The organism is Peribacillus sp. V2I11, from assembly GCF_030817135.1.
Lineage (GTDB): Bacteria > Bacillota > Bacilli > Bacillales > DSM-1321 > Peribacillus > Peribacillus simplex.
In genome coordinates this window covers 1788594-1812147 of the sequence record NZ_JAUSYW010000001.1, presented here as the reverse complement: position 1 = coordinate 1812147, position 23554 = coordinate 1788594, and the positions used below count along the sequence as shown (strand labels likewise).

21 protein-coding genes and 1 other annotated feature are annotated in these 23554 nt (G+C 41.4%); of the genes, 14 read left to right on the top strand and 7 right to left on the bottom strand.

What is annotated here, in order from left to right; translation table 11 throughout:
• The first annotated feature begins 43 nt into the window (after positions 1 to 43).
• Together QFZ73_RS08670 and QFZ73_RS08665 are read left to right on the top strand one after the other, a co-directional pair.
• Positions 44 to 1150: an ABC transporter permease gene (locus QFZ73_RS08670; protein ID WP_307265316.1), complete on the top strand. Its 1107-nt coding sequence runs from the start codon at positions 44 to 46 to the stop codon at positions 1148 to 1150.
• A complete protein-coding gene (locus QFZ73_RS08665) occupies positions 1147 to 1824 on the top strand; it encodes an ABC transporter ATP-binding protein (protein WP_251432039.1) in 678 nt (225 codons plus the stop codon). The genes QFZ73_RS08670 and QFZ73_RS08665 overlap by 4 nt, the downstream gene beginning before the upstream one ends.
• A 180-nt stretch (positions 1825 to 2004) precedes the next feature.
• Here QFZ73_RS08665 and bioC read toward each other — a convergent pair whose 3' ends face one another.
• Genes bioC through bioF form a run of 3 tightly spaced genes read right to left on the bottom strand, consistent with a single transcriptional unit; the run spans position 2005 to position 4761 of the window.
• Positions 2005 to 2826, bottom strand: coding sequence for a malonyl-ACP O-methyltransferase BioC (gene bioC, locus QFZ73_RS08660; protein WP_307265311.1), 822 nt, complete (start codon positions 2824 to 2826; stop codon positions 2005 to 2007).
• A complete protein-coding gene (locus QFZ73_RS08655; protein ID WP_307272694.1) occupies positions 2816 to 3544 on the bottom strand; it encodes an alpha/beta fold hydrolase in 729 nt (242 codons plus the stop codon). The genes bioC and QFZ73_RS08655 overlap by 11 nt, the downstream gene beginning before the upstream one ends.
• A 17-nt stretch (positions 3545 to 3561) precedes the next feature.
• Entirely contained in the window at positions 3562 to 4761 is a 1200-nt protein-coding gene (bioF, locus tag QFZ73_RS08650) for an 8-amino-7-oxononanoate synthase (protein WP_307265308.1), read from the bottom strand.
• A 453-nt stretch (positions 4762 to 5214) separates the two neighbouring features.
• Between bioF and QFZ73_RS08645 the strand changes: the two genes are divergently transcribed.
• The 10 genes from QFZ73_RS08645 (at position 5215) to QFZ73_RS08600 (ending at position 15025) form a co-directional block, all read left to right on the top strand.
• Positions 5215 to 6054, top strand: coding sequence for a YitT family protein (locus tag QFZ73_RS08645; RefSeq protein ID WP_207440611.1), 840 nt, complete (start codon positions 5215 to 5217; stop codon positions 6052 to 6054).
• A gap of 168 nt (positions 6055 to 6222) precedes the next feature.
• A complete protein-coding gene (locus QFZ73_RS08640) occupies positions 6223 to 6408 on the top strand; it encodes a hypothetical protein (RefSeq protein ID WP_063235290.1) in 186 nt (61 codons plus the stop codon).
• Positions 6409 to 6769: 361 nt separating this feature from the next.
• Positions 6770 to 8059, top strand: coding sequence for an ABC transporter substrate-binding protein (locus QFZ73_RS08635; RefSeq protein WP_251432031.1), 1290 nt, complete (start codon positions 6770 to 6772; stop codon positions 8057 to 8059).
• Between the two features lie 161 nt (positions 8060 to 8220).
• Positions 8221 to 9081, top strand: a complete 861-nt coding sequence (locus QFZ73_RS08630) for a carbohydrate ABC transporter permease (protein ID WP_251432028.1) — start codon at positions 8221 to 8223, stop codon at positions 9079 to 9081.
• Positions 9081 to 9899: a carbohydrate ABC transporter permease gene (locus QFZ73_RS08625; RefSeq protein ID WP_305159106.1), complete on the top strand. Its 819-nt coding sequence runs from the start codon at positions 9081 to 9083 to the stop codon at positions 9897 to 9899. Before QFZ73_RS08630 ends, QFZ73_RS08625 begins: the two co-directional genes overlap by 1 nt.
• 57 nt (positions 9900 to 9956) lie before the next feature.
• Positions 9957 to 10991: a LacI family DNA-binding transcriptional regulator gene (locus tag QFZ73_RS08620; RefSeq protein WP_307272690.1), complete on the top strand. Its 1035-nt coding sequence runs from the start codon at positions 9957 to 9959 to the stop codon at positions 10989 to 10991.
• A gap of 221 nt (positions 10992 to 11212) precedes the next feature.
• Positions 11213 to 11941, top strand: coding sequence for a ThuA domain-containing protein (locus QFZ73_RS08615; RefSeq protein WP_307265300.1), 729 nt, complete (start codon positions 11213 to 11215; stop codon positions 11939 to 11941).
• Between the two features lie 13 nt (positions 11942 to 11954).
• On the top strand, positions 11955 to 12977 hold the full coding sequence (locus QFZ73_RS08610) for a Gfo/Idh/MocA family protein (protein WP_307265297.1): 1023 nt from the start codon (positions 11955 to 11957) through the stop codon (positions 12975 to 12977).
• 17 nt (positions 12978 to 12994) lie between these two features.
• Positions 12995 to 14035, top strand: a complete 1041-nt coding sequence (locus QFZ73_RS08605; RefSeq protein WP_251432017.1) for a Gfo/Idh/MocA family protein — start codon at positions 12995 to 12997, stop codon at positions 14033 to 14035.
• A gap of 21 nt (positions 14036 to 14056) precedes the next feature.
• A complete protein-coding gene (locus tag QFZ73_RS08600; protein ID WP_251432013.1) occupies positions 14057 to 15025 on the top strand; it encodes a sugar phosphate isomerase/epimerase family protein in 969 nt (322 codons plus the stop codon).
• A gap of 241 nt (positions 15026 to 15266) precedes the next feature.
• Here QFZ73_RS08600 and rluF read toward each other — a convergent pair whose 3' ends face one another.
• The 4 genes from rluF to brnQ form a co-directional block, all read right to left on the bottom strand.
• Positions 15267 to 15974: a 23S rRNA pseudouridine(2604) synthase RluF gene (gene rluF / locus QFZ73_RS08595; RefSeq protein WP_307265292.1), complete on the bottom strand. Its 708-nt coding sequence runs from the start codon at positions 15972 to 15974 to the stop codon at positions 15267 to 15269.
• 101 nt (positions 15975 to 16075) lie between these two features.
• The gene (locus QFZ73_RS08590) at positions 16076 to 16990 is read right to left on the bottom strand and encodes a DMT family transporter (RefSeq protein ID WP_307265289.1); all 915 of its coding nucleotides are present in this window, start codon (positions 16988 to 16990) and stop codon (positions 16076 to 16078) included.
• Positions 16991 to 17162: 172 nt separating this feature from the next.
• Positions 17163 to 18095, bottom strand: coding sequence for an aldo/keto reductase (locus QFZ73_RS08585; protein ID WP_307265286.1), 933 nt, complete (start codon positions 18093 to 18095; stop codon positions 17163 to 17165).
• 120 nt (positions 18096 to 18215) lie between these two features.
• On the bottom strand, positions 18216 to 19550 hold the full coding sequence (gene brnQ, locus QFZ73_RS08580) for a branched-chain amino acid transport system II carrier protein (protein WP_307272686.1): 1335 nt from the start codon (positions 19548 to 19550) through the stop codon (positions 18216 to 18218).
• Between the two features lie 96 nt (positions 19551 to 19646).
• Positions 19647 to 19893 (bottom strand) — a binding site (T-box leader).
• 207 nt (positions 19894 to 20100) lie between these two features.
• Between brnQ and QFZ73_RS08575 the strand changes: the two genes are divergently transcribed.
• Together QFZ73_RS08575 and QFZ73_RS08570 are read left to right on the top strand one after the other, a co-directional pair.
• A complete protein-coding gene (locus QFZ73_RS08575; protein ID WP_164468807.1) occupies positions 20101 to 20274 on the top strand; it encodes a hypothetical protein in 174 nt (57 codons plus the stop codon).
• Between the two features lie 495 nt (positions 20275 to 20769).
• On the top strand, positions 20770 to 23511 hold the full coding sequence (locus tag QFZ73_RS08570; RefSeq protein ID WP_307265281.1) for a GTPase domain-containing protein: 2742 nt from the start codon (positions 20770 to 20772) through the stop codon (positions 23509 to 23511).
• Positions 23512 to 23554: the final 43 nt, after the last annotated feature.

Genomic DNA, 23554 nt, shown 5'->3' with positions numbered 1-23554 from the left:
GGTAGGACTTGATCGGTAAACAAAAGGAATGGGAGATGAAATGATGTTTTTGGCAATACGTGAACTAAAGCATTCAAAGTTACGTTATCTGCTGATTGGTTTGATCATGGTATTGGTCGCTTTGCTTGTCTTTATCATTTCAGGATTAGCTAATGGACTTTCTTCAGATAATGCTTCATCCATACAAAACATGAAGGCCGACTATTTCGTTATGGAGCATGACTCTAAAAATAAATTGAACCGATCCATCATATCCAAGGAAATGCTAGATGAAATTTGGGCCTCATCGGATGTTAAAGCAGCCGAAGGTCTGGGGCAAATGATGATCACGTTGAATAAAATCGGCTCATCGGAGAAAACGGATGTCACCATTTTTGCGACCGATGCAAGTGGTATTTTAGCACCGAGGGTCATAGAAGGAACGAACTATGACAATAAGAAACAAGGTGAAGTCGTTGCAGATCGTTCTTTAAAAGAAGTGGGTTATAAATTGGGTGATTCACTTAAATATGACCTATCAGGTAAGGTTTTCACCATTGTCGGTTTTACTGAAAAGCAATCTTACAGCCATTCACCGGTAGTTTACATGAATGTTAAGGGGTGGCAGGAGATTAATCCTGCATTGAAAAATCAAGAGACAGATTCAATCAGCACAATAGCCGTGCAAATGGATTCGAAGGCAGAAGAAAATGTACGTGAATCATTGCCTGAAGGCGTAACGCTCATTTCGAAAGAAGAATCACTTCAGAGTATACCAGGCTACAAAGAGGAACAGGGTACATTGACGATGATGATTGCCTTCTTGTTTGTCATAGCAGCTTTCGTTTTAGCTGTATTCTTTTATGTGATTACCTTGCAGAAGACGAATCAATTTGGAGTCCTTAAAGCACTCGGGGCCAATACGGGCTACCTGGCAAAAAGTATCGTTGGTCAAGTAATGCTGCTTGCCGTGACGTGCATAGCCATCAGTGTTGCACTGACATATGGCGTCACTTTAATCATGCCAGAAGGAATGCCATTTGAATTGAGTACCGATTTGGTCATTAAATATTCCGTGATACTTTTGGTTGTATCCGTATTGGGTTCTCTGCTATCACTATACCGAGTAGCGAAGATAGACGCGATCGAAGCAATAGGGAGGGTATCATGATGGGGGATAAACTATTATTTGAAAACGTCAGTAAGATTTATGGGGAAGGCGATAATAAAGTGACTGCCCTTGATAATATTTCCCTGAATGTGAGAGCGGGGGAATTCGTCGCCATCGTGGGTCCTTCAGGCTCAGGAAAAAGTACTTTTCTTTCAATAGCAGGTGCGTTACTTTCCCCGAGCAAAGGTCGCTTACTGCTGAATGAAGAGGATATTACAACATTATCCCCAAAGGAATTGACTAGAGTCCGCCTTGAAAAGATCGGTTTTGTATTCCAATCGTCGAATCTTGTCCCATATCTCACCGTACGAGATCAGCTTTTGCTACTTTCTGAACTGATTGGCAAGCGAGATAAAAAAACTGTGAAAAAAGCGGACCAATTGCTTAGCCACCTTGGACTTGGACAGCGGGCAGGTCACTTGCCGGAAGCGCTGTCGGGCGGTGAGCGGCAGCGTGTAGCCATCGCCCGTTCGCTGATGAATGATCCAGAAATCATTTTAGCGGATGAACCAACCGCAAGTCTTGATTCCAAAAGAGGCAGAGATGTTGTTGAAATGCTTGCACATGAGGTGAAGTCAAGAAATAAAGCGGCCATCATGGTAACGCACGATGAAAGAATGTTAGATTTATGTGATCGAGTGGTCAATATTACTGATGGCAAGGTATTCGGATGAGTTATACGTAAAACACACTCTCAATAAGCGGTAAATAGGCTGCCGTTTCTCCAAAGGAATTAGGAGAGGCGGCGGCCTGAATCGCTTGAATTGGAACCTAGTTAATCACAGTAAGCAGCTGAAATACTAGTCGTTATTATGTATCATCTTTTGCTTGGATCCCAGATGGTTATCTTCGGATTAATCATGTTTTTTTATTTTAAAGAACAAACAGTGATAGGTTGCTTTCACACCTGATTCATCTCGGTATTCTGTGTCGTATATGTTGATTAACTCTCGAAAAAAGGAAGGGCGCTGGCAGTGGTTTTCTTTGTTGCTGTTAGCAGCACCAATCTTTTTTATGGAAGTGAAAAATTCACGTACTGTCTGAAAGTACTCTAGTTCAAGCTTTTCTTTTTTTGTAATCTCGATTGGAAATGATGATGAAAAGGGGATTGCTTCTTCACAAACTTGGGATAATTCTTCTAGAGTGTAAAACATTTGGCCTGGTGAACTATCAATGGAAAGTTGAAGCTTTTCTTTCGCATGTTCATATGACCTATGAAGCTCTTGAAAGGTATCGATTCCGAACGTTGAAAATATCAGGCTTCCATCAGCCGTTAATCGTGTAAACAACTTTTCTAAGGTTGCAGGAAGATTATTCAGCCATTGAAACGTTGCATTAGAAATAATCAAGTCGTAATTTTCATTAAGCGCCATTTCTTCGATATCAGTACATAAAAATGAAACACGATCTTCCTTTGTCATTCCTTTCGCCACTTCAACCATTCCTGGTGCCAAATCAACAGCCGTAATAGCGGCATTAGGGAATGTTTTGACGAGTAACCTCGTTAAGTAACCCGTTCCGCAGCCAATTTCAAGAATATTGATTCTATGATTGGTGTTTTTTTCAGGAAGCAAATCCACTAATTGTTTTGCCATGTTTTTTTGAACATTGGCATACGCATCATATGTTTTCGCGTGTTCACTGAACCGCTTACTTAACAATCGTTTATCTATCATGAATGTACTCCTTTTGAATAAATGTTTTTATATGCTCCATACATTCCTGTGGTTTTGTTAAAAATGGAATATGACCAGCGCCTTCGATAATATGAACCTCGGCTTTCCCACCCAGATTTTCTTTAATGAAAGAAGAGGCTTCGAGTGGACAAATTTTGTCTTCTCTCCCATGAATCAATATAAAGGGGGCTTCAATCCGGTCGAGTCTTGCTCTAGCATCTTTCTGAATTAGATAATCCAAACCAATCAGAAGTGAAAACACATCATCGCCATGAAACTCGCTTTGAATTGTCGTGATGAATTGATGATAAAAACCTTCTTCTTTTTCAGCTTCGGAAAACATAGCTTCATAGAAAGAAGTCAAAGTCTTCTCTTTATTGCGCTGCAGTTGTTTCTTCATGCGCTCGACCATTCGTGGATCCCAGCCAAATGAATAATTTTCTCCAGTGGTAAACCGACTTGTTGCGCCAAAAAGGATAAAACCTTTTATTTTTTCTCGATGCGAACTTGAAAGTTCAAGTGATACTATTGATCCTAATGACCAGCTCAGTAAATAAACAGGACCATCGAGGGAAGCGATTGTGTCTATGACTCGTTCTTCAAAGTCATTTAGTGTTTTCATATCTCTCCATTCTATAAATGAGAGATGAAATACTTCTGACAGCGGTTTGATTAACGGTTGAAACACATCTTTTTCCATTCCCCATCCAGGAAGCATGACTAAATTCGGCTGTTTCATTCAATAACACCCATTTCCTTTCCAATGATCGAAACTTTTTCAACTGCCCAATCAAGGTCTTTTTTATCGTGGAGAGCTGTTACGGTAAACCGGATTCTCGCCTCATTTTCAGGAACGGTCGGCGGCCTGACAGCAATAGCCGCAATTCCTTCTTTCTGCATACGTGTGGCAAATTCCATCGCTTTTTCGTTTTCCCCGATGACGATGGGAACAATTTGTGATCGACTTCCGCAAATATTAAACCCGTAATTTGTGAGTTCTTCTCTAAAGTGTTCTGAATGTGTTTGGAGCAGAGAGCGGCGTTCTGGTTCTTGCTGTACAAGTTCCATCGCTGTTTTTATAGCACCGAGTATGGCCGGGGGGAGTGCAGTTGAATATATGAATCCGCGCATGCGATTTTTTAAATAGTCGATGAGCCATTTTTTCCCGACGACATAGGCCCCGAATGAACCGAGCGCTTTACTGAATGTTCCCATTTGGATATCTATTTTATTTTGAAGATGGAGATGACCGGCATAACCTTCACCGTTTTCCCCGTAGATGCCGCTTCCGTGTGCTTCATCAGTCATTAACATTGCGTTATAACGTTCTTTTAACCGAACAAGGTCTTCAAGATAAGCAAAGTCACCGTCCATGCTGAAGACCGTATCCGTCACGATTAATTTACGTGCTTCCATCGGTGATTTTTTCAATAATGCTTCTAAATGATCTAAATCATTATGACGATAGCGTAGATGCTTTGCACGGCTTAAAAGGGCTCCATCGACAATGCTTGCATGATTCAATTTATCGCTATAAATAATATCGTTACGGGACAGCAGGGTGGAGATAATTCCAAGGTTCGCGTTATATCCACTGTTAATAATGAGTCCTGCTTCGGCTTTCTTCCAATTGACAAGAGCTTGTTCCGCTTGCTCGTAAAGAGGGTGATTGCCAATAATTAAACGTGAAGCCGTTGCTCCTGCACCATATGTATGTACTGCATCTACCATGGCCTTTTTCAGCCGCTCATCTCCTGCATATCCTAAATAGTTATTAGAAGCTAGATTTAACATCCTGCACCCGTTGATCATAAGCCATGGCTGCTCGGCGAATTCCGTTGAAACGAGTTCACGTTTTTGCGATATCTCTTCTAAATAAGCCAGTTCTTTCTTAATTTTTTCTTCCCAACAAGGTAATTTTTTTTCAGTATGCATGGCCATTCTCCTTTTTATATGTTAACTAAAATATATATAAGTTAACATATAAAACATTCTAATCATGACTCAATGAAACTGTCAAGCTTTGAAAAGGAACATGATAATAAATTGATTATCCATTAATCTAGGAGAAATCAAGGGTTGAAAAAAGATATTTATCATAAGCGTGCTGTTGGTTATTTGAACCAAGTCGAGGAGCATGAAACTAACATAAAAATAGGTTAATGAGAAGGAGACAGTGGCTTTGTTAAGCTAATGTATAAAAGAGCTTAGTGAAAATTAGTACCTTTGTATGTATTAAGCTCGTTCATTGAAGATAATCTAACTTCCAAGGTAGTCTTTTTGTTAAACCTTCAAATCTTTGAAGGATTAAATGGAATTCCATGTTACTATAGAGCAGTGAAATTAACCGATTCACATTAACCATTACATAAAGGAAGGGTAATAAATATGAAAAAGATTTCTTTAGATGTTTTCTTTATATTAATAGGAGCTTTTATTTTCGCCTTGGCAATAAATCTTTTCGTCATTCCCAATGAACTTGGTGAGGGAGGAGTCACGGGGATAACCATCATTTTATTTTATCTTTTTGAATGGTCACCAGGGCTGTTAAGTTTGATCATTAACGCTTTCCTGCTCATTGTCGGTTATAAATATTTGTCGAAATTAACAACGGTATATACAATCATAGCCGTTGCATTTAATTCACTTTTCCTTCATTTAACCGAAAGTTGGACGATATCTTCAGATGAATTGGTCATCAATGCGATATTTGGCGGGGTTTTTGCAGGTGCAGGAATAGGCATGATCATTCGTGTTGGTGGCACTACTGCCGGTACGACGATCCTAGCCCGGATTACGAATAAGTATTTGGGATGGAGCTTAAGCTATGGACTTCTGTTTTTCGATTTAATCGTTGCGTTCTCATCCTATTTCATCATTGGTGCAGAAGGTCTGATGCTCACTATCCTTATGCTTTATATTGGAACAAAAACGATGGAATTCATCATTGAGGGGTTGAACCCGAAAAAAGCGATTACCATCATTTCAAAAGAAGCGGACCAGATTGCAAAACAAGTAACCGAATTGATGGACCGGGGGGTCACTGTTTTTAGCGGTCATGGATACTATACAAAAGCATCCAAGGATATTTTATATATCGTTATAAGTAAGCAAGAGGTACTAAAGTTAAAGAGAATAGTGCAGTCAACGGATAGCAATGCTTTTATAGCCATACATGATGTTCGGGACGTATTTGGTGAAGGATTCCTGGATATTTCGAAGTCCTGATGCGAATTATCGGGAGGTGGATATGGTATAAGCGAAATGAAAAGGCCTAATAGGCTTTTTTATTTTGTATTGCAAAAAATCTGTAAATTCTGAATAACTTGTTATATTATGTAAGTAAGAAACCACACACCCTGAGGAGTGCAGCCATTAAATGTGGAGGTGTCCAAGATGATCCTTTTAAAAGTGGATGACAGAAAGTTTGGGAAAAGCAATATCAAGTACAGTGTCGTTGATAAGGAAACGAATGAATTGATTATTAGTGGTGTGTTTAAAGAATTTGGACAAGCAAGCGATAAATATTATGAATTGAAGGATGAATACGGTTCATCCAATGTGAAGATGATATTGAAGTGAAAAGAGGGGGACCGACGGGTTTCCCTCTTTTCGTGAAAATGCGAGGAATGAAAATGGCCCGTACGATAAATAATCGGATAAAGGAATAATCAAAGGTTTCTGAATCATATAATTAGGCTAAGAAGGTTCTTAACATCCTTTTTTTACAATATACTACAATTTTATTGTAAAGTATGGAATTTGGTGGTAATATAAAGCGCATAAATGTAAACGTTTGCAAAGAGTTTTGTGAGGAGGTGATGTAAAAGAAGTACGATAGACTATGAGTTTTATAGAATGAAAGGCTTTTATTTTACTATTTTATGCAAACGTTTTCTTAAAATTGCATGAATATTATGAGAAAAAGGGAGAGTCGGTAGGCATGAAGCGTAAAAAATGGTACGGGGGAATCTTTACTGTTTTATTAATTTTTAGTGTGATTTTGGCTGGATGCTCTTCTTCAACTGGTGGAAACAGCGACTCAAAGGATGTCGTGACGCTGGATATATTTCAATTCAAGGTAGAATTCAAGTCGCAATTCGAGACATTGGCAAAACAATATGAAAAAGAAAATCCAGATGTGAAGATCAAGGTATCGACAGTCGGCGGTGGAAATGATTATAAATCTGCCATAACGGCAAAGTTCGCTTCAGGTGAGGAGCCAGCGGTTTTTAACATTGGCGGACCGGTAGATGTCGCACAATATAAAGATAGATTAACAGATTTAAAGGACACGAAGGCTGCTGCTGCAGCGCTTGACGGTACTTTGGATGGCGTGGAAGAGGACGGGCAAGTCCTTGGACTTCCATTTAACCAGGAAGGATACGGCTTGATTTATAACAAACGAATATTTAAAGAAGCCGGAATTAATCCTGATGAAATTACAAGTTATGAAGCCTTAGAGGCGGCAGTTAAGAAAATGGATTCGCAAAAAGACAAATTGAAAATCGATGCAGTTTTCGCTTATCCGGTCAAAGAGAAGTGGGTGACAGGAAATCATTTATCCAATGTATTCTTAGCACCGGAGTTTGATGGGAATGTGTTAGAAGCAAGCAAGGCTCCAACGGTTAAATTCACGGATGGTGACAAGTTTAAACAAATGGTCGATATCCAAAATAAATATTCCGTCCAGCCGACAGCGAGTCTCGATTACTCCCAACAAGTGGAAGAGCTGTTCTCACTTGAAAAGGTTGCGATCATTCAGCAAGGTAACTGGGTGTATAACACAGTGTATGATATGGACCCTGAGTTAGCGGAAAAGGGAATTGGCATCATCCCGATTCCAAATGGAGACAATGCAGGCATGCCGGTCGGCGTACCGAACTATTGGGCGGTGAATAAGAAATCGGATGAAAAGGTACAGGAAGCAGCGAAGAAGTTCCTTGACTGGATGTATACATCCGAAGAAGGGAAAAAAGCCGTCTTGGAAGATTTTAAATTCATTCCTGCTTATGAAGGATATGATGTAGAAAAAATTGCCGATCCAATTTCAAAAGAAATTTATAAATACTCCCAAGAAGGAAACACGATTGGGTGGGTGTTTAATGGTTATCCGGTTGGTTGGAATGATGACCTTGGTGCTAGTGTCCAAAAATACGTAACTGGTAAATTGACTTGGGAGGAATTTGTCCAACAGAACATTGAAAATTGGGAGAAGATTCATAGCAAATAAAGTGTTGGGAAATGCAAGTGACCAATCGGCATGAAAAGTGTGTCGATTGGTTGTTCCTTGTTATAGAAAAGTCGCATTGCCTCAACGAGGGATTCAGCAAATAACCCAGTCATGATCTAAAACCCATTAACTATTAAATCATTTCAAGGAGGTCGGTTTCGTTGAGAAATCGGGATGCCGCATATTGGCTGTTTTTGACACCTGTTCTTGCTGCACTCATTTTGGTTGTGATCGTGCCACTCATCTTCGGATTTTATTATTCCTTTACGAATTGGAACGGTTTAGGGACACCGGATTTCATTGGTCTTAAGAATTATATGGACTTGTTTACGGATAAAGGGTTCCTTGATACATTTTGGTTCACCATTAAATTTTCCGTGGCGGCAATTGTGGTAATCAATATCATCGGATTAAGTTTGGCTCTCATCGTGACTTCGAAAATTAAATCAAGCAACATACTGCGGACCGTTTTCTTTATGCCCAATTTAATTGGCGGCTTGATTCTCGGCTTTATTTGGCAGTTCATTTTTATTAAGGTCTTCGGTGCGATTGGTGATTTGACTGGGATCGAAGCATTTAATGGATGGTTATCAACAACAGATACAGGTTTTTGGGGATTGATCATTTTAACGTCTTGGCAAATGGCCGGGTATATCATGATCATTTATATTGCCTATCTGCAGGCTGTTCCTGAAGACTTGATCGAAGCGGCAAAAATTGATGGAGCTAACAGCTTCCAGCGTTTTCGCCATATAACTTTTCCGCTAGTGGCACCTGCTTTTACCGTCAGTTTGTTTTTGACGCTTTCCCACTCGTTCAAGATCTATGATCAAAATCTTTCTTTGACGAATGGAGCTCCCTATAATTCAACTGAAATGGTTGCGATGAACATTGTAAAATCCGCCTTCACCGAAAACGATATGGCATATGCACAAGCAAAAGCCGTTATCTTTTTCGTAATCGTGGCGGTCGTATCACTGACACAAGTCTATTTCAATAAAAAACGGGAGGTTGAGCTGTAATGAGGGGAAAATGGAAATTGTGGCTGATTGGATTCATCGGATTCATTTTGGCTATGTTATGGCTCACTCCGTTTTATTTAATGCTTGTCAATGCCTTTAAAATGAAACGGGATATATTTGCCGATACACTGGGACTGCCTGAAACCTGGACATTCGAAAACTTCATTCAAGCTTTTGAGCAATTGGATTTTCTCCGGACTTTATTCAATTCTTTATTGATATCGGGCGTCAGTGTAGTCATCATCATCATTTTTTCTGCGATGGCAGCATACGCTCTTTCCCGAAACAAAAGTAAAATAAGTTCCCTGCTTTTCTTTGTGTTTGTAGCTGCCATGCTGATCCCGTTTCAGTCTGTGATGATACCGCTCGTTGCCCAATTCGGACAGCTTGGGATGTTGAACAAGGCCGGACTGATTTTCATGTATTTAGGTTTTGGCTGCAGTCTTTCCATTTTCTTATATCATGGTACCCTAAAAGGGATTCCCCTCTCACTTGATGAGGCAGCAAAGATTGATGGTGCTAACCGGTTTCAAGTATTTTGGTATATCATATTTCCATTATTAAAACCGATGTCCATTACAGTTGGGATCTTAAATGTCATTTGGATATGGAATGACTATTTGTTGCCATCCCTTGTTATTGGCGGCGCAGGATCTGAGACCATCCCACTTAAATTATTCTTCTTTTTCGGTCAATATACGAAGCAATGGCATCTCGCCTTGGCTGGCCTTACTTTATCCATCATTCCAGTCATCATTGCTTACTTTTTTGCTCAGAGGCAAATTATCAAAGGAATTGCAGATGGAGCCGTTAAATAACTATTTAAATATAGGGAATATTAAACCATGTGCGGTGAACGGGGAGTGTTGATGAAATTGTCTGTTACTATAAAAGACGTTGCCAAAAAAGCGAATGTCGCTCCATCAACGGTATCGCGTGTAATCCATAACAGCCCGACAATCAGTGAAAAGACAAAGCGTAAAGTACGCAAGGTATTAAAGGAAATGGGCTATCATATGAATGAAAATGCCCGGAACTTAGTCACGAAGTCAACTAAGGCCATTGGGATCGTCATGAAAAGCTCGGCAAGGGAATCACTTTATAATCCCTTTTTTCCAGAAGTGATCCGAGGCATCGGGGATTTCTGTAATAAAGAAGGGTACAGTCTTTCCTTGACAACCGGCGAGACGGAGGATGCCATCTTTGAGGATGTCGTGAAAATGGTTCAGGGCAGAAGAGTGGATGGCATGATTGTTTTGTACTCTAAAAAGGACGATAAAGTGGTGCCGTATTTATTAAAGCAGGGCTTCCCGTTTGTTTTGATCGGGAAGCCAAGTACGAACATGAGCGGAATCACATTCATTGATAACGATAATGTTCAAGCGGCCAGGGAAGTATCGGAGTTTGTAATAAATCTTGGACATGAGCGAATCGCCTTTTTAGGGGGCAGTCCCGAGTTTGAGGTGATCCAGGACCGCTTGACAGGCTTTCAACAAGCGATGGAACAGGCCGGGGTGGATGTGCGACAGGAATATATCAAATTGATTCCTTTAAATCGAACGGATGGAATAAAGGCCATTGACGAATTGCTGGAATTGAAAGAGGCACCAACCGCATTTTTGGTTATGGATCTTTTATTGGGTGTTCTCTTGCTTGGAGTGTTAGCTGAAAAGAACTTGAAAGTTCCACAGCAAATAAGCGTCGTCTGTTTTAACCACTCAGAATTCATAGAATTTTTAAGTACGCCGCTGACAACGGTTGATATCCATACGTATCAGTTAGGGTATGAGGCGGCAAAATGCGTGTTCGATTTAATTGCAAATCCGGAAATGATTGAAAAGAGTATCAGTATTCCTACCAAAATCATAAAACGGGAGTCGCATTTTGTTGCCGAAAAGGAAATTAAATGAAAAATGTAGAAATGTTTTACCAATTAAAGCTTGATTTTTGCTAACATAAATTTACAATATAGATTATCACTATTATTTTTGAAAATTCATACTTACTGAAGTCAATAAGTATGTTCTTATATTTTGATCACACCTAACGCAAACGTTTGCGTTAAAGAGGTAATAGTTAAACATACAAAGCAAGTTGCCGTGAAATGAATCTTGAATGGAGGAGGTTGTTCATGAGAGTCCTAGTATGGAATGAGTTTCGCCACGAGAAAACAAAGCCTGAAGTAGCAGAAGTATATCCGGATGGTATCCATGGTGCAATTGCCGGCTTTTTACAAAGTGAGCAGGTCGAGGTGAGGACCGCCACTCTCGATGAAGAAGAGCATGGGTTAACTGAAGAGGCACTGAAACGAACCGATGTACTTCTATGGTGGGGGCATGTTGCACATGATGAAGTTCAGGATGAAATCATTGCAAGGGTTCACAAACGTGTACTCGAGGGAATGGGTCTCATCGTCCTCCATTCCGGTCATTTTTCAAAGATCTTCAAACGATTAATGGGCACGACTTGCGATTTGAAATGGAGGGTGGCGAATGAAAGGGAACGGCTCTGGGTTGTCGATCCCAGCCATCCCATCGTTGATGGAATCGGAGAATATATAGAGCTTGAGAAGGAAGAAATGTACGGGGAGCATTTTGATATTCCTGCACCAGATCAATTAATATTCGTCAGTTGGTTTGAAGGTGGGGAAATATTCAGAAGCGGTTGCACGTATCAGCGGGGAAAAGGGAGGATTTTCTACTTCCGCCCAGGTCATGAAACATATCCTACCTACCATAATCCGGAGATTCAAAGAGTAATTAAGAATGCCGTTGATTGGGTCAAGCCGGAATTTGGAATGGTAACGAACTATGGGAAAGCCGAACCGTTGGAATCCATCTCAGGCAAAGAGATGAAGTGAAGGAGAGAACAAAATGGGCAAAGTGAAGGTAGGGGTCATTGGATGCGGGAGTATCGCAAAAAACAGGCATTTTCCGGAGTATGATGCACATCAGGAAACTGAGATCATTGCCGTTTGTGATATTGTGCTGGACCGGGCGAATGCAGCAGCACAAAGGTATGGCGCGCAAGCATATACTGATTATATAGAACTTTTGAAGAATGAGGAGATTGAAGCGATCAGTGTATGTACACCGAATTACCTGCATGCACGCATAACAGTTGCGGCCTTGGAAGCTGGTAAGCATGTCCTTTGTGAGAAACCAATGGCTACTTCTTTGGTAGACGCTGAAAAAATGAATGCAGCAGCAGCGAAAAGTGGCAAAATACTAATGATTGGTCATAATCAGCGTTTTGTTCCCTCTCATCAAAAAGCGAAACAGCTTATTGAGAGCGGGGAGTTAGGGAAGGTCTATAGCTTCCGGACGGCATTTGGACATTCCGGGCCGGAAACCTGGAGCGTGGACGGACTGGAAAGCTGGTTTTTTAAGAAGGATCAGGCAGTCATTGGTGCAATGGGCGATTTAGGCGTTCATAAAGCTGATTTATTACGGTTTATCCTTGGAGAAGAATTTGTTGAAGTGGGAGCCTTTGTGGAAACGACTGCCAAGAAAAATACGGACGTTGATGACAGTGCGGCCTGTATCCTCCGGACGGAGAGCGGTATCATCGGAACTCTTACCGCCAGCTGGTCATATGCAAAAGAAGACAATGCTACAGTCATTTATGCGGAAAAAGCGGTATTGCGCCTTGAAGACGATCCGAAATACTCACTGATCATCCATCATGATAATGGAAAGACAGAAACCATCCAATTAGGAAGCATCCAGACTAATGACTCAGAAGGACAGCATGATTCCGAAGTAATCAGCCACTTTGTAAAATGTGTGGTGGACAATGAGGAGCCTCTTGTCTCAGGAGTTGAAGGATTAAAATCATTAAAAGTCATTCTTGGCGCGATGGAATCAAATGCATCCCGAAAAATCATCCGCTTATAAAGGGGTTAAAAGTCATCATGTACAAAATAAAAATGGGTATTATCGGCGCTGGCGGAATTGCCCAAAAAAGGCATATCCCAGCTTTTCAAAAATTTCAAGATAAAGTGGTTTTATACGCCATTCAGGATATAGATGAAATGAAGGCGCGGGAAGTGGCGCGGGAATTTCATATCGAGAAGGTTTTCACCAATTATGAAGAAATGTTTGCTGAAGTGGATGCCGTTACGATTGCAACGCCAAACAAGTTCCATGCGGAGATTTCCATTGCTGCTCTGCAAGCGGGTGTACATGTGTTATGCGAAAAGCCAATGGCCATTACAACTGAGGAATGTATAGCAATAACCGAGGCTGCAAACATATCGGGTAAAGTTTTATCGACTGCTTATCATTACCGCTTCATGAAGGAAGCCCAGGCTGCAAAGAAAATGATTCAGGCCGGTGAAATCGGTGAACCATATGTAGCGCGTGTACAGGCAATCAGACGACGTAAAGTCCCTGGCTGGGGAGTGTTTACAAGCAAGGAATTGCAAGGCGGGGGAAGCGTGATCGATTACGGCTGCCATTTGCTTGATTTGGCGTTATGGCTGATGGATGACCCAGAACCGATTGAAATCGTAGGTTCGACATATAATTATGTCAGTAAGGGTGTCGATCAGGTCAATTTGTGGGGGAATTTCGATGCCTCCGTATTCGAAGTGGATGACCATGCCACGGCATATATCAAATTTGCTAACGGAGCATCTCTATTATTCGAAACATCCTGGGCCGCGAATATTCGTGAAGAAGCCACTGTTTTGAGTTTATCAGGAACGCAGGGAGGACTTGATGTGTTCCCGTTGGTCTTGAATCAAGCTAAGCACGGCATGCTTTTAAATAGTGAGGCAGTATGGATGCCAGGGGAGGATACACCTGACCTGCAACAGGCAGAGAACTTTATTAATAGCTGCCTGGGGTTGGCAGAACCATTGGTAAAACCATCGGAAGCCATGAAAGTTTCAAAAATAATCGAAGCCATTTATCAAAGCTCGGCAAGTGGGAAGGTCATGAGCATAAATTAATGAAAAGGTGAGGTGGGGCTTATGAAATTAGGGATTTTCACAGTGCTATTTGCTCAAAAATCATTCGAGGATATGCTTGATTATGTCGCGGATTCCGGTTTAAAAACAGTTGAAATCGGTACAGGCGGGTATCCAGGAAATATCCACTGTCCACTTGATGAACTGCTGGAAAGTGAAGAAAAACGTCAAAAATACCTCGAATCCGTTCAAACAAGAGGGCTAACAATCAGTGCATTCAGCTGCCACGGCAATCCAATCTCCCCAGATGAAGCATTCGCTAAAGAAAGTGATGAAACACTGATTAAAACAATCAGGCTTGCATCCTTACTGAACGTCCCGGTCGTCAATACCTTTTCTGGTACAGCTGGTGATCACGAAGGAGCTAAATATCCAAACTGGCCTGTCGCCCCATGGCCGAATGAGTACACAGATGTTCTGAAATGGCAATGGGAAGAAAAATTGATCCCTTATTGGAAAAAAGCTGCTGCCATTGCCGATGAGCACAATATAAAAATCGGACTTGAACTGCATGGGGGCTTTCTCGTCCACACACCCTACACCTTGTTAAAACTGCGGGAAGCTACATCTGATGCAATAGGCGCTAACCTTGATCCAAGCCATCTTTGGTGGCAGGGCATCGAACCAGTCGGGGCCATCAAAATCCTAGGAAAAGCGGGAGCAATCTACCACTTCCACGCTAAAGACACATACTTGGATCAGGATAACATCAATATGTATGGATTAACCGACATGCAGCCATATGGAAATATCCAGAGCCGTGCCTGGAACTTTCGCTCTGTTGGATGCGGCCACAGCCTGCAAGAGTGGTCCGACATCATGAGCGCCCTTCGCACATACGGTTACGATTATGTCGTCAGCATCGAACACGAAGATCCGTTAATGTCAGTTGAAGAAGGATTCCAACGGGCCGTAACCAATCTGAAAACTGTACTCATCAACGAAAGCCCAACTGATTTATGGTGGGTATAATTTGTAGCTGATAACGAGCAGCCTATTGCAGGTTGATTTTTTATTTTGGCCCTTACTCGTGAAAAAGTAGAATTCACGAGTAAAAGCGTGGAATTCACGAGTAAAAGTGGAAAACTCACGAGTAAAAGCGCGAAACTCACGGGTAAAAGCACCTAAATACAAATAAAAAAGCAAATTATTTCTGGAAATTCTTCTGAAATAAAAAAAGCGATGCCCCCGGAATTCTGGGGCATCTTCATTATCATCTTTGCCTTGGGGTATAGTCCAATTCCTTAAATAGTTCAGTCAATTCATCCTCGGTCAGGTCGCGCCATTGTCCGATAGCCAGTCCGTCCAGATGGATGTTCATGATCCGGATTCGATGTAAATCACGGACTTCATAACCTAGTGCGGAGCACATACGGCGGATTTGTCTGTTCAGTCCTTGCATCAAAGTGATGTTAAATGTATATTTGGTCAACTGCTCGACCTTACAAGGAAGTGTTTTTGTATCCAAAATCTCCACTCCGGATGACATATCTTTAATGAAGGAAGCGGTAAGTGGCTTATCCACGGTTACGACGTATTCTTTTTCATGTTTGTTTTCTGCACGAAGGATTTCATTTACGATGTCTCCGTCATTTGTAAGAAGGATCAGACCGCTTGAGTCTTTGTCCAGCCGTCCGATATGAAAAATGCGAAGCGGATGATTTACAAAATCAACGATATTCCCTTTTATGTGTTTTTCCGTCGTACTTGTAATCCCTATCGGTTTATTCAGTGCAATATAGACATTTTGCTGTTCCACTTTTATCGGCTTGCCGTCTACACGAACATCATCGCCGGGTTCAGCTTGACTGCCGAGCTCAGCTACAGTGCCATTAATCGTCACACGGCCCTCGGCTATCCATTTGTCTGCGCCTCGTCGCGAGGTAATTCCGGATTCACTGATAAATTTATTGATCCTCAACTAAAGCACACCTTTACATTCAGATTTTCTTCTTTAAAGGATAACGTAAATCATGGTGCATAGACAAGGGGGAAAGACAAGATAGCGTTCGTTGATGAGAATCACTGGATGTTTTTTACATGTGCTTTCGTGACATCTGCCGGATCTTCCTTTTTCTTTTTGCTTGTAAGGTAGACGCCAATGAAGACGAGTAAACCTCCTAGGATTTGGACGATAGTAATCGCATGACCTAAAATCAGGCTAAGGATGGCGGTAAATACAGCAATCAGATTCAGATAAATTCCAGCCTGGCTGGCATTGATATGACGAAGGGAAATATTCCAGAAAATAAAGGAACCGATAGACGGGAAGATTCCAATATATAAGAGACCCGTGATGGATTTACTGCTTAAATCAAGGTTCATTCCCGAGCCAATGGCGAATGGAGCGACGAGAATCAGTCCGAGAAATACGGAAACGGCAGTGGCTGAGATGATCGGAATGTTTTTCAGTTTTTTACCGATTATTGAATAGAAGGTCCAAACGAGAATCGCCAGGATCATCAATAAGTCGCCTTTATTGTAAGTGAGCTGGAAAATATCCTGAAGGTGTCCTTTTGTCAAGACCAATAAAACGCCGAATAAAGATATGATAAGTCCAAGTGCATGGAGGGATGTAATTTTCTCCTTTAACAGCAAAGCGGAAAAAAGAACAATTAAGGCAGGGTTCATGGAATTGACAAGAGCGGCATTCATGGAAGTTGTATAGGTCAGAGCCCAATAAAGGAAAAAATTATAACTGATGATTCCGAGCACACCCATTACTAATAGTAATTTCCAGGCTTTCCATACACTCTTCCAGTCTGGCTTTTCAATCCATTGGGCTAAAGGGAACAATAAGAAAACGGCTATTAGCCATCGCGTAAATGTTAGTTGGATCGGGGAAAGTTCGGTCACAACGTATTTTCCGAAAATGTAATTACCGGCCCAAAACAAACTTGCCAAGATAAGAAATAATATAACAATAGATTTTTTCATCAGACTGCCTCTTCCTTAATTGGTGGAATATTCACTAAATATAACAAAACAGAAGTACCTAAGCAATATAGAGAACCTAGTAGTCAATTTTTTGTCCAAGGATGGACCACAGAGCAGGATAAATAAAGAAAAGGCCGTTCAACTTGATCTGAACAGCCTTTTCACATCTATATTAAGCGAAAATGGTACTGATTTCGGCGATTTCATCCATGGTTAAATCGACATCCAATGCTTGTAAGTTCCGTGTGACCTGTTCTGGCTTTTTCGCTCCGGGAATCAGTACATCTATCGAGTGCCGAGTTAAATACCAAGCCAGTACCACATCGGCGACATCGGTATGTTTCCTGTTGGCGATTGCCCGTACTTCTTCCACTTTTTGCAGGTTGCTTACAAAGGCTTGTCCTTGGAAAAGCGGACTTTTTGCCCGGCCGTCCTCGAATGTTGATTCCTGATTATATTTGCCGCCGAGCAGTCCGGAAGCAAGGGGGAAATAAGGAATGAAGGAAATATTATTTTCGGCTGTATATGGCAGTAGGTCTTGTTCTGCCTCCCGTTTGAATAGATTGTACTCGGATTGCAGGACATCGACATAGCCGTCTTTATTCGCTTCCTTCAATTGTTCGAACGAAAAGTTCGAGACGCCGATTGACTTGATTTTGCCTGCATCCTTCAATACCTTCAAGGCACCTACTGCTTCGTCTTTAGGGGTATCCTCATCAGGGAAATGGATATAGAATAAGTCGATGTAGTCTGTCTGGAGCCTTTTTAGACTGGAATCCACGGCATTTTTCAGAAAATCGGGAGAGTTATCAAAGACGATGTTGCCATCGACAAATTTATGTGCCCCTTTAGTGGCAAGGACTATATCCTCGCGTTTGCGACTCTCTTTAAGGATTTCACCGATAAGTTCTTCTGAACGCTCAGGACCGTAAATGTAAGCTGTATCCCAAAAGTTAATTCCCTCTTCCAATGCCGTTCTCAAAACATCCCTTCCTGTATCCTCGCTTAGATTAGGGAATAGGTTATGTCCGCCAATTGCATTCGTGCCAAGGCCAATCGGATTTACATACAGATCTGTTTTACCAATACGGGTTTGCTTAGACATATTACTTATCATCTCCTTTGACCTCATCATAACAAAAAGCGGATGTCTATTTCCAAAATAAAGCAATGAAGGTGTATAAAGAAATAAGCAGATGATCCGTAAAATCACCTGCTTCCTTCATTAATATAATGTTTCGATTTCCAACTCCTCAGCTGGAGCCTTTTGTCCGATTTGACTGAGCAGAAGGCCAAAGGCTGTACCGACGAGAGCAGGGATGATCCACTCCATGCCGTAGGCAGAAAGGGGAAGGACATCACTCAAGGTTTCCACGGGTCCTAATTGTAAACCGAATGCATTCAGTCCATCTATCAAGGCGAAAACTCCTGTGAAAGTCATTGCACTCCGATAAACCTTCTTCGGGTTTTTGAAATGACGGCTGAAGAATGTCAGGACAATCAAGACGATCGTTAACGGATAAGCCATCACAAGGAATGGTACCGATACTTTTAAAATTTGATCCAGACCCATATTTGAAAGGATGAAACCGACGATTGTTACAATCAGAATGACGGTTTTGTAGTTCAGCTTGGGGAACAGTTTCGAGAAATACTGTCCGCAAGCAGTCGTCAATCCGACGACGGTGGTGAAGCATGCTAAAGTGAAAATGATGCCGAGAAGGACCTTCCCGCCGGTTCCAAGTAAAAGGGTGGATGCGACAGTGAGGATATCCGTTCCGTTTTCGAATGACCCATCGGCTGCCATGCGTGCTCCCATTACACCTAAGGAGATATAAACTAAAGAAAGCAAAACACCAGCGATGAGACCCGCTTTTACTGTATATCTCGTCAATTGTTTTCGTTCGGAAATCCCCCTTTGCTGGATTGAAGTAAGGATGACGATCCCAAAAGCCAAGGCAGCTAGAGCATCCATCGTGTTGTAGCCTTCAATGAACCCTTTCGAAAATGCTCCTGCAGCATATGCTTCGGTTGGAGCTTGGAATGGAGCATCAAGCTTTACGAACCCAACGACACAGAGAATGACCATGGATAAGAGTAGAACGGGTGTAATCCAGCGTCCCATGAAGGTTTCCATTTTTTTAGGATTCAATGAAATGGCATAAACGATGATGAAAAATATGGTTGTGAACATGAATAAAAATAGTGATTGATTCATTGAGTCGCCAAGATACGGCTTGAATCCCATTTCATAGGCAACATTCGCATTCCGTGGAATGGCCAGAAAAGGCCCGATGCTTAAATAGATGACCACCATGAACAACGTGCTGAATAGAGGATGTACACGGGCACCGATGGTTTGTGCCCCGCCTCTAACAAGTGAGACTGCAAGAAGCACCAAAATTGGCAGGCCGACTCCGGTGACGACAAAACCGGCAATGGCTGGCCAGAAAGAAGTTCCCGAAGATGCTCCTAAAAATGGAGGGAATATGAGATTCCCCGCTCCGAAGAACATTGAGAAAAGCATAAGGCCGATAAATAATGTGTCTGTTTTTTTTATGGTGATTTCTCCTTTTTTTAAAATGATAACTCTCGCCGACTGACCTGAAAAAGGCTAATTAAAGTGTTTGTGCAAATAAAAAACTCGCCCCTGAAAATCAGGGACGAGTTTGTGCTCGCGTTACCACCCATATTCCGCACTTCAAAGAAGCTGCGGCACTCAGTCAACGTACGAATTCATACGTGATCCATTGTAACGGCGGAAACCCGTCAAAGCCTACTGCATTTTCAGCTTTGCATCTCAAAGATGATTTTCGGATAGGCCTTGGACATCGACTTCCACCACATGTCGACTCTCTGTGGAACAGGGTTCTCATCTTACTCTTTCTCTTCATAGATTTTATAATATAAAGATAATTTAGCAAATTCTGATTATGAAGTCAACATATTTTATCATTAATCCTTTTAAAGGAGCAGGAAATTAGTCCCCAGTTGGCGAAACTTCCTTTATTAAGAGTGTTTTTTAAAAAAGAATAGGATATTACTCCCTATTATCTTTCTAATCGCAACTATATTATAATAGAAGGCAGAACACTAAAGGAGACAACAGTATGTCTGAAAATAAAAAATTAAGCCTGGCGGATGCAGTCAAACAAAAACTGGCTCAAAAGCAAGCAGGATCAAGTAAAGATAAACTGGAAACAGGCGTTGTGAAGAAAACGAAACAGCTTAAAAGCCAGTTGACCAAAAAGCCGAATAACCAACGTAAGCGTACAGGGGTATAATCCTAATTTGTCAAAGGACAACGACTGTTCGGAGCTTATCAGAGAGCAGTTACCTTTTATGAATGAGGGTACTGCTTTTTTATATGAACGCAAAAATGGGGATTTAGTAATGGACGAGGCAGAGTGATTTTGTTTTTTACCTTTTATATTTAGTTGAAGGGCTGGGCTTATGGTAATTTAGAGGTATGAAGAATGGTTCGCTCACCACTATCTGATATGTGGTAAAACTAGAAAAAACCTATTTTCTCGAATATGGAAATGACATCTCTGTATCGGTTTATTAAAAACATTACAGTTCCGTTTGTTTCTGTTTTAAAATTGTAAGAGTGGTGACATGTTGTTACCATATTGTTTTGCTAAAATAATATTTTAAGGTTTTGTAAATGATTTTTTAACTAAAGGAACCTGTAAATTGAATGTTAGGTCTAATAGAGGGCTTATAGAATCAGTGATTATCCTTTAATTGAAAATATGAAATATATCGGGGGAATAAAGATGGACGAACGGCTGATCGGAAAAAAATATTATGAAACGATGATTGAGGATACAAGGAAGCACCCCATTCAAGCTTTGGGTGAATTGTTTCTCGTGGAACAAAAAAAGGAAAGAGTAGATTTAACCGCAATTCGATTTGCTCAAGGAGAAGTATATTTTCAGCATCATGACTATGAAGCAGCCATTTTTAAATGGGAAAACATAGAAGGGGAACTTGGTTCATGGGCGAAGAAAAACATCGCTGATGCTTATTTTGAACTGGAAATGTATTCAACCGCAGAGGATATCTATAAATCCGTCGATACGAATGAAGCGGTTTTGAAAACAGAGGTTCTTTTGCAACTTTTTTCCCTTTACATAGTGGAATCGAGAAATGACCTGGCTTCCAAAGTCGTGAAAGAAGCAGTCGAGTTTCAACCGGACTACCCGAATGTCACGGAAATCGCACGCGCCTTTTTTGAAGAACAAAAGGATTGGAACAGTGCGGTGGTATTAGCGGCGAATGAAAGTATCCGTACAGAATCAATGGGCTGGTTCGATGTGCTGAAGACGTATATCCAGCAGGGTGTTGCACAATCGATGGATCCGGATTATTTTTCAACTGTCCTTGGTTCGCTATACACACTCGACCAGGAACGTTTCGAAAAGGTGACGGTTGCCCTTTGGAAAAATTATAAATATACGGATTCTTATTTCGAATGGCTAAGAGTGATTAATAACTTGATAGATACCATCGAATTAAACCATGCGGATGTATGGGATGAGCTTTCCGTCTATTACAGGGATGCATATGCAGGTCTGTTAGAAGGAACGCACCTAATCAAAGATTTAAGTCCTGTCGTGCCAAGGTTGCTGGAAAACTGGCTCAAAATCGCAGATGGGGAGCTCTCGCTGTTTGCGGCGGCATCCGCGTTGTCCTGGAATGAAATCTTCCCGGATACGATCAATGCGCTGGTCATTCAGGATGCAGAAAGCCTGCTTTCGAAATCGCCTAAATTGGGAGGCGGACTGGAAGCGGGAGAGAAACTGTTCAATTCCATTATCCAGTGGGCTGAAGATAATGATTTAAGGGTTGGCAATAAGCTTAAATGGATGGTAGAGGGGCTTAAGGATACCAGGAATTTCAATCTGCTTCTTGCAGGAAGTACAGGAAATGGCAAGACATCCTTTATTCAGTCAATCGTTGGCGAAAGCATTGCCGCTGAAGATCATTCGTCCCTAGTCAGTGTCAAAGACGGGGATGATTTGGAAATCCTTGAAATTACAGATACAGATAGCAAAGTTGTCGAGGAGCTAACTGATTTGGATGAAACACGCCGCCAGCGCGGGACTATTGTCGATGTGACCATCATCAGTGACTACCTAAGAAATAATCATCTGCGATTACTGGATACACCGGGGTTCAATGGGGAAAAAAGCGTGGAATCCGATTTCCAAGCCTATTTACATGGCAGTGATGGCCTGATGTTCGTTCTTGACGCCCGGGCGCCTTTCACGGGCAGCGAACGGGATCTGTTATTGGAAATTCAAATGATGGCTCCGAAACTGCCGATTCATTTCCTATTAAATAAAATGGATACGATATACAGTGATCAGGTCGCAGTCCGGATGGAAGACGAAACATGGGATAAAGTGAATGCATATTTCCCGAATGCGAAAGTATTCGCTTTCTCAAAACATTATGACAGCAGGCAGCAATTGAAGGACCTTTCAGCCTTCCTTCAATCGAATTATCAAGATGATAATTGGAAGGAAAGAAGATCTGAAAAAATCCTGGCATTCATTCGTAAAACTTTATCTTATCTATTAGAAAAACGGGCAGCCAATGAGCGGAAATGCGAGCATTCCATCTCTTGGAATGAACAGATGGAAGTCAAACTGAATGGGGCGGTCAATCAACTGGCTGATTTGGAAAAAGAAAAAAGTGAAAATATCATAAGGTCGTATCGTTCGCTTAAGGACGAAGTGAAAAATCAGCTTTATTCAAAAATTCCTGAATTACTGAGGGATTGCTCTAAATCGTTAACGGAAAGCAGTGATTTCAGTCAGGTCCATGTACAGTTAAACCAGGAAATGAATGAGCGGATTCAAAACTTCATTTCTGACAAGATCATGCCTCAATATTACCGTTCTCTTCAAGACTGGATTGCCAGTTCCCAAATGGAGTTCTCACAAAGCCAGCAGTTTATGGATGAGATGAGTGCCGGATTCAATGAATTATACAAAGAAGAACGGATTACGCTGGCAGGTGACTTCAGGGTATTGGATGACTGGCGCCGTGATGCCGACCGGATGACAAGCAGTATCCGCATCGAAAACGTTAATATCCTTTTGCGCAGGACTCCATCACAATTGCTGCTTAAAGGAGCAGGGAAGCTGTTTGGGGCAATACCGCAAAATAAAGCCAATATGTACAATCGTTATAAGAAATACCTGGAAAGTGAAGATTACCTGGATGTTGCCGAAATGATCACGGAACGTTTCCTTACCCAATTTGGATTGTTTGAAAAATCTTTGGATCGGGACATCTCACTTTTCTATCGCAGTTCATTTGCCTTACTTCAAAAAACGATAGAGCAAACGCAGACTGAAATAAAAGACTACCAGGCTGCATTGGAGCATATGAAAGAAAATCCGGAAGTTTACCGTGACCCGATCACTTTGTTCGAAGTGAAATTAAGGCAGTTGGAGAGGCTTGAAAAAATCGAGAAAAAGCGTCTAGCCCAGCTTCAAAGAAAATGAAAAATGACAGGGAACATTTCAAATATTCAAAAATCTATTGACT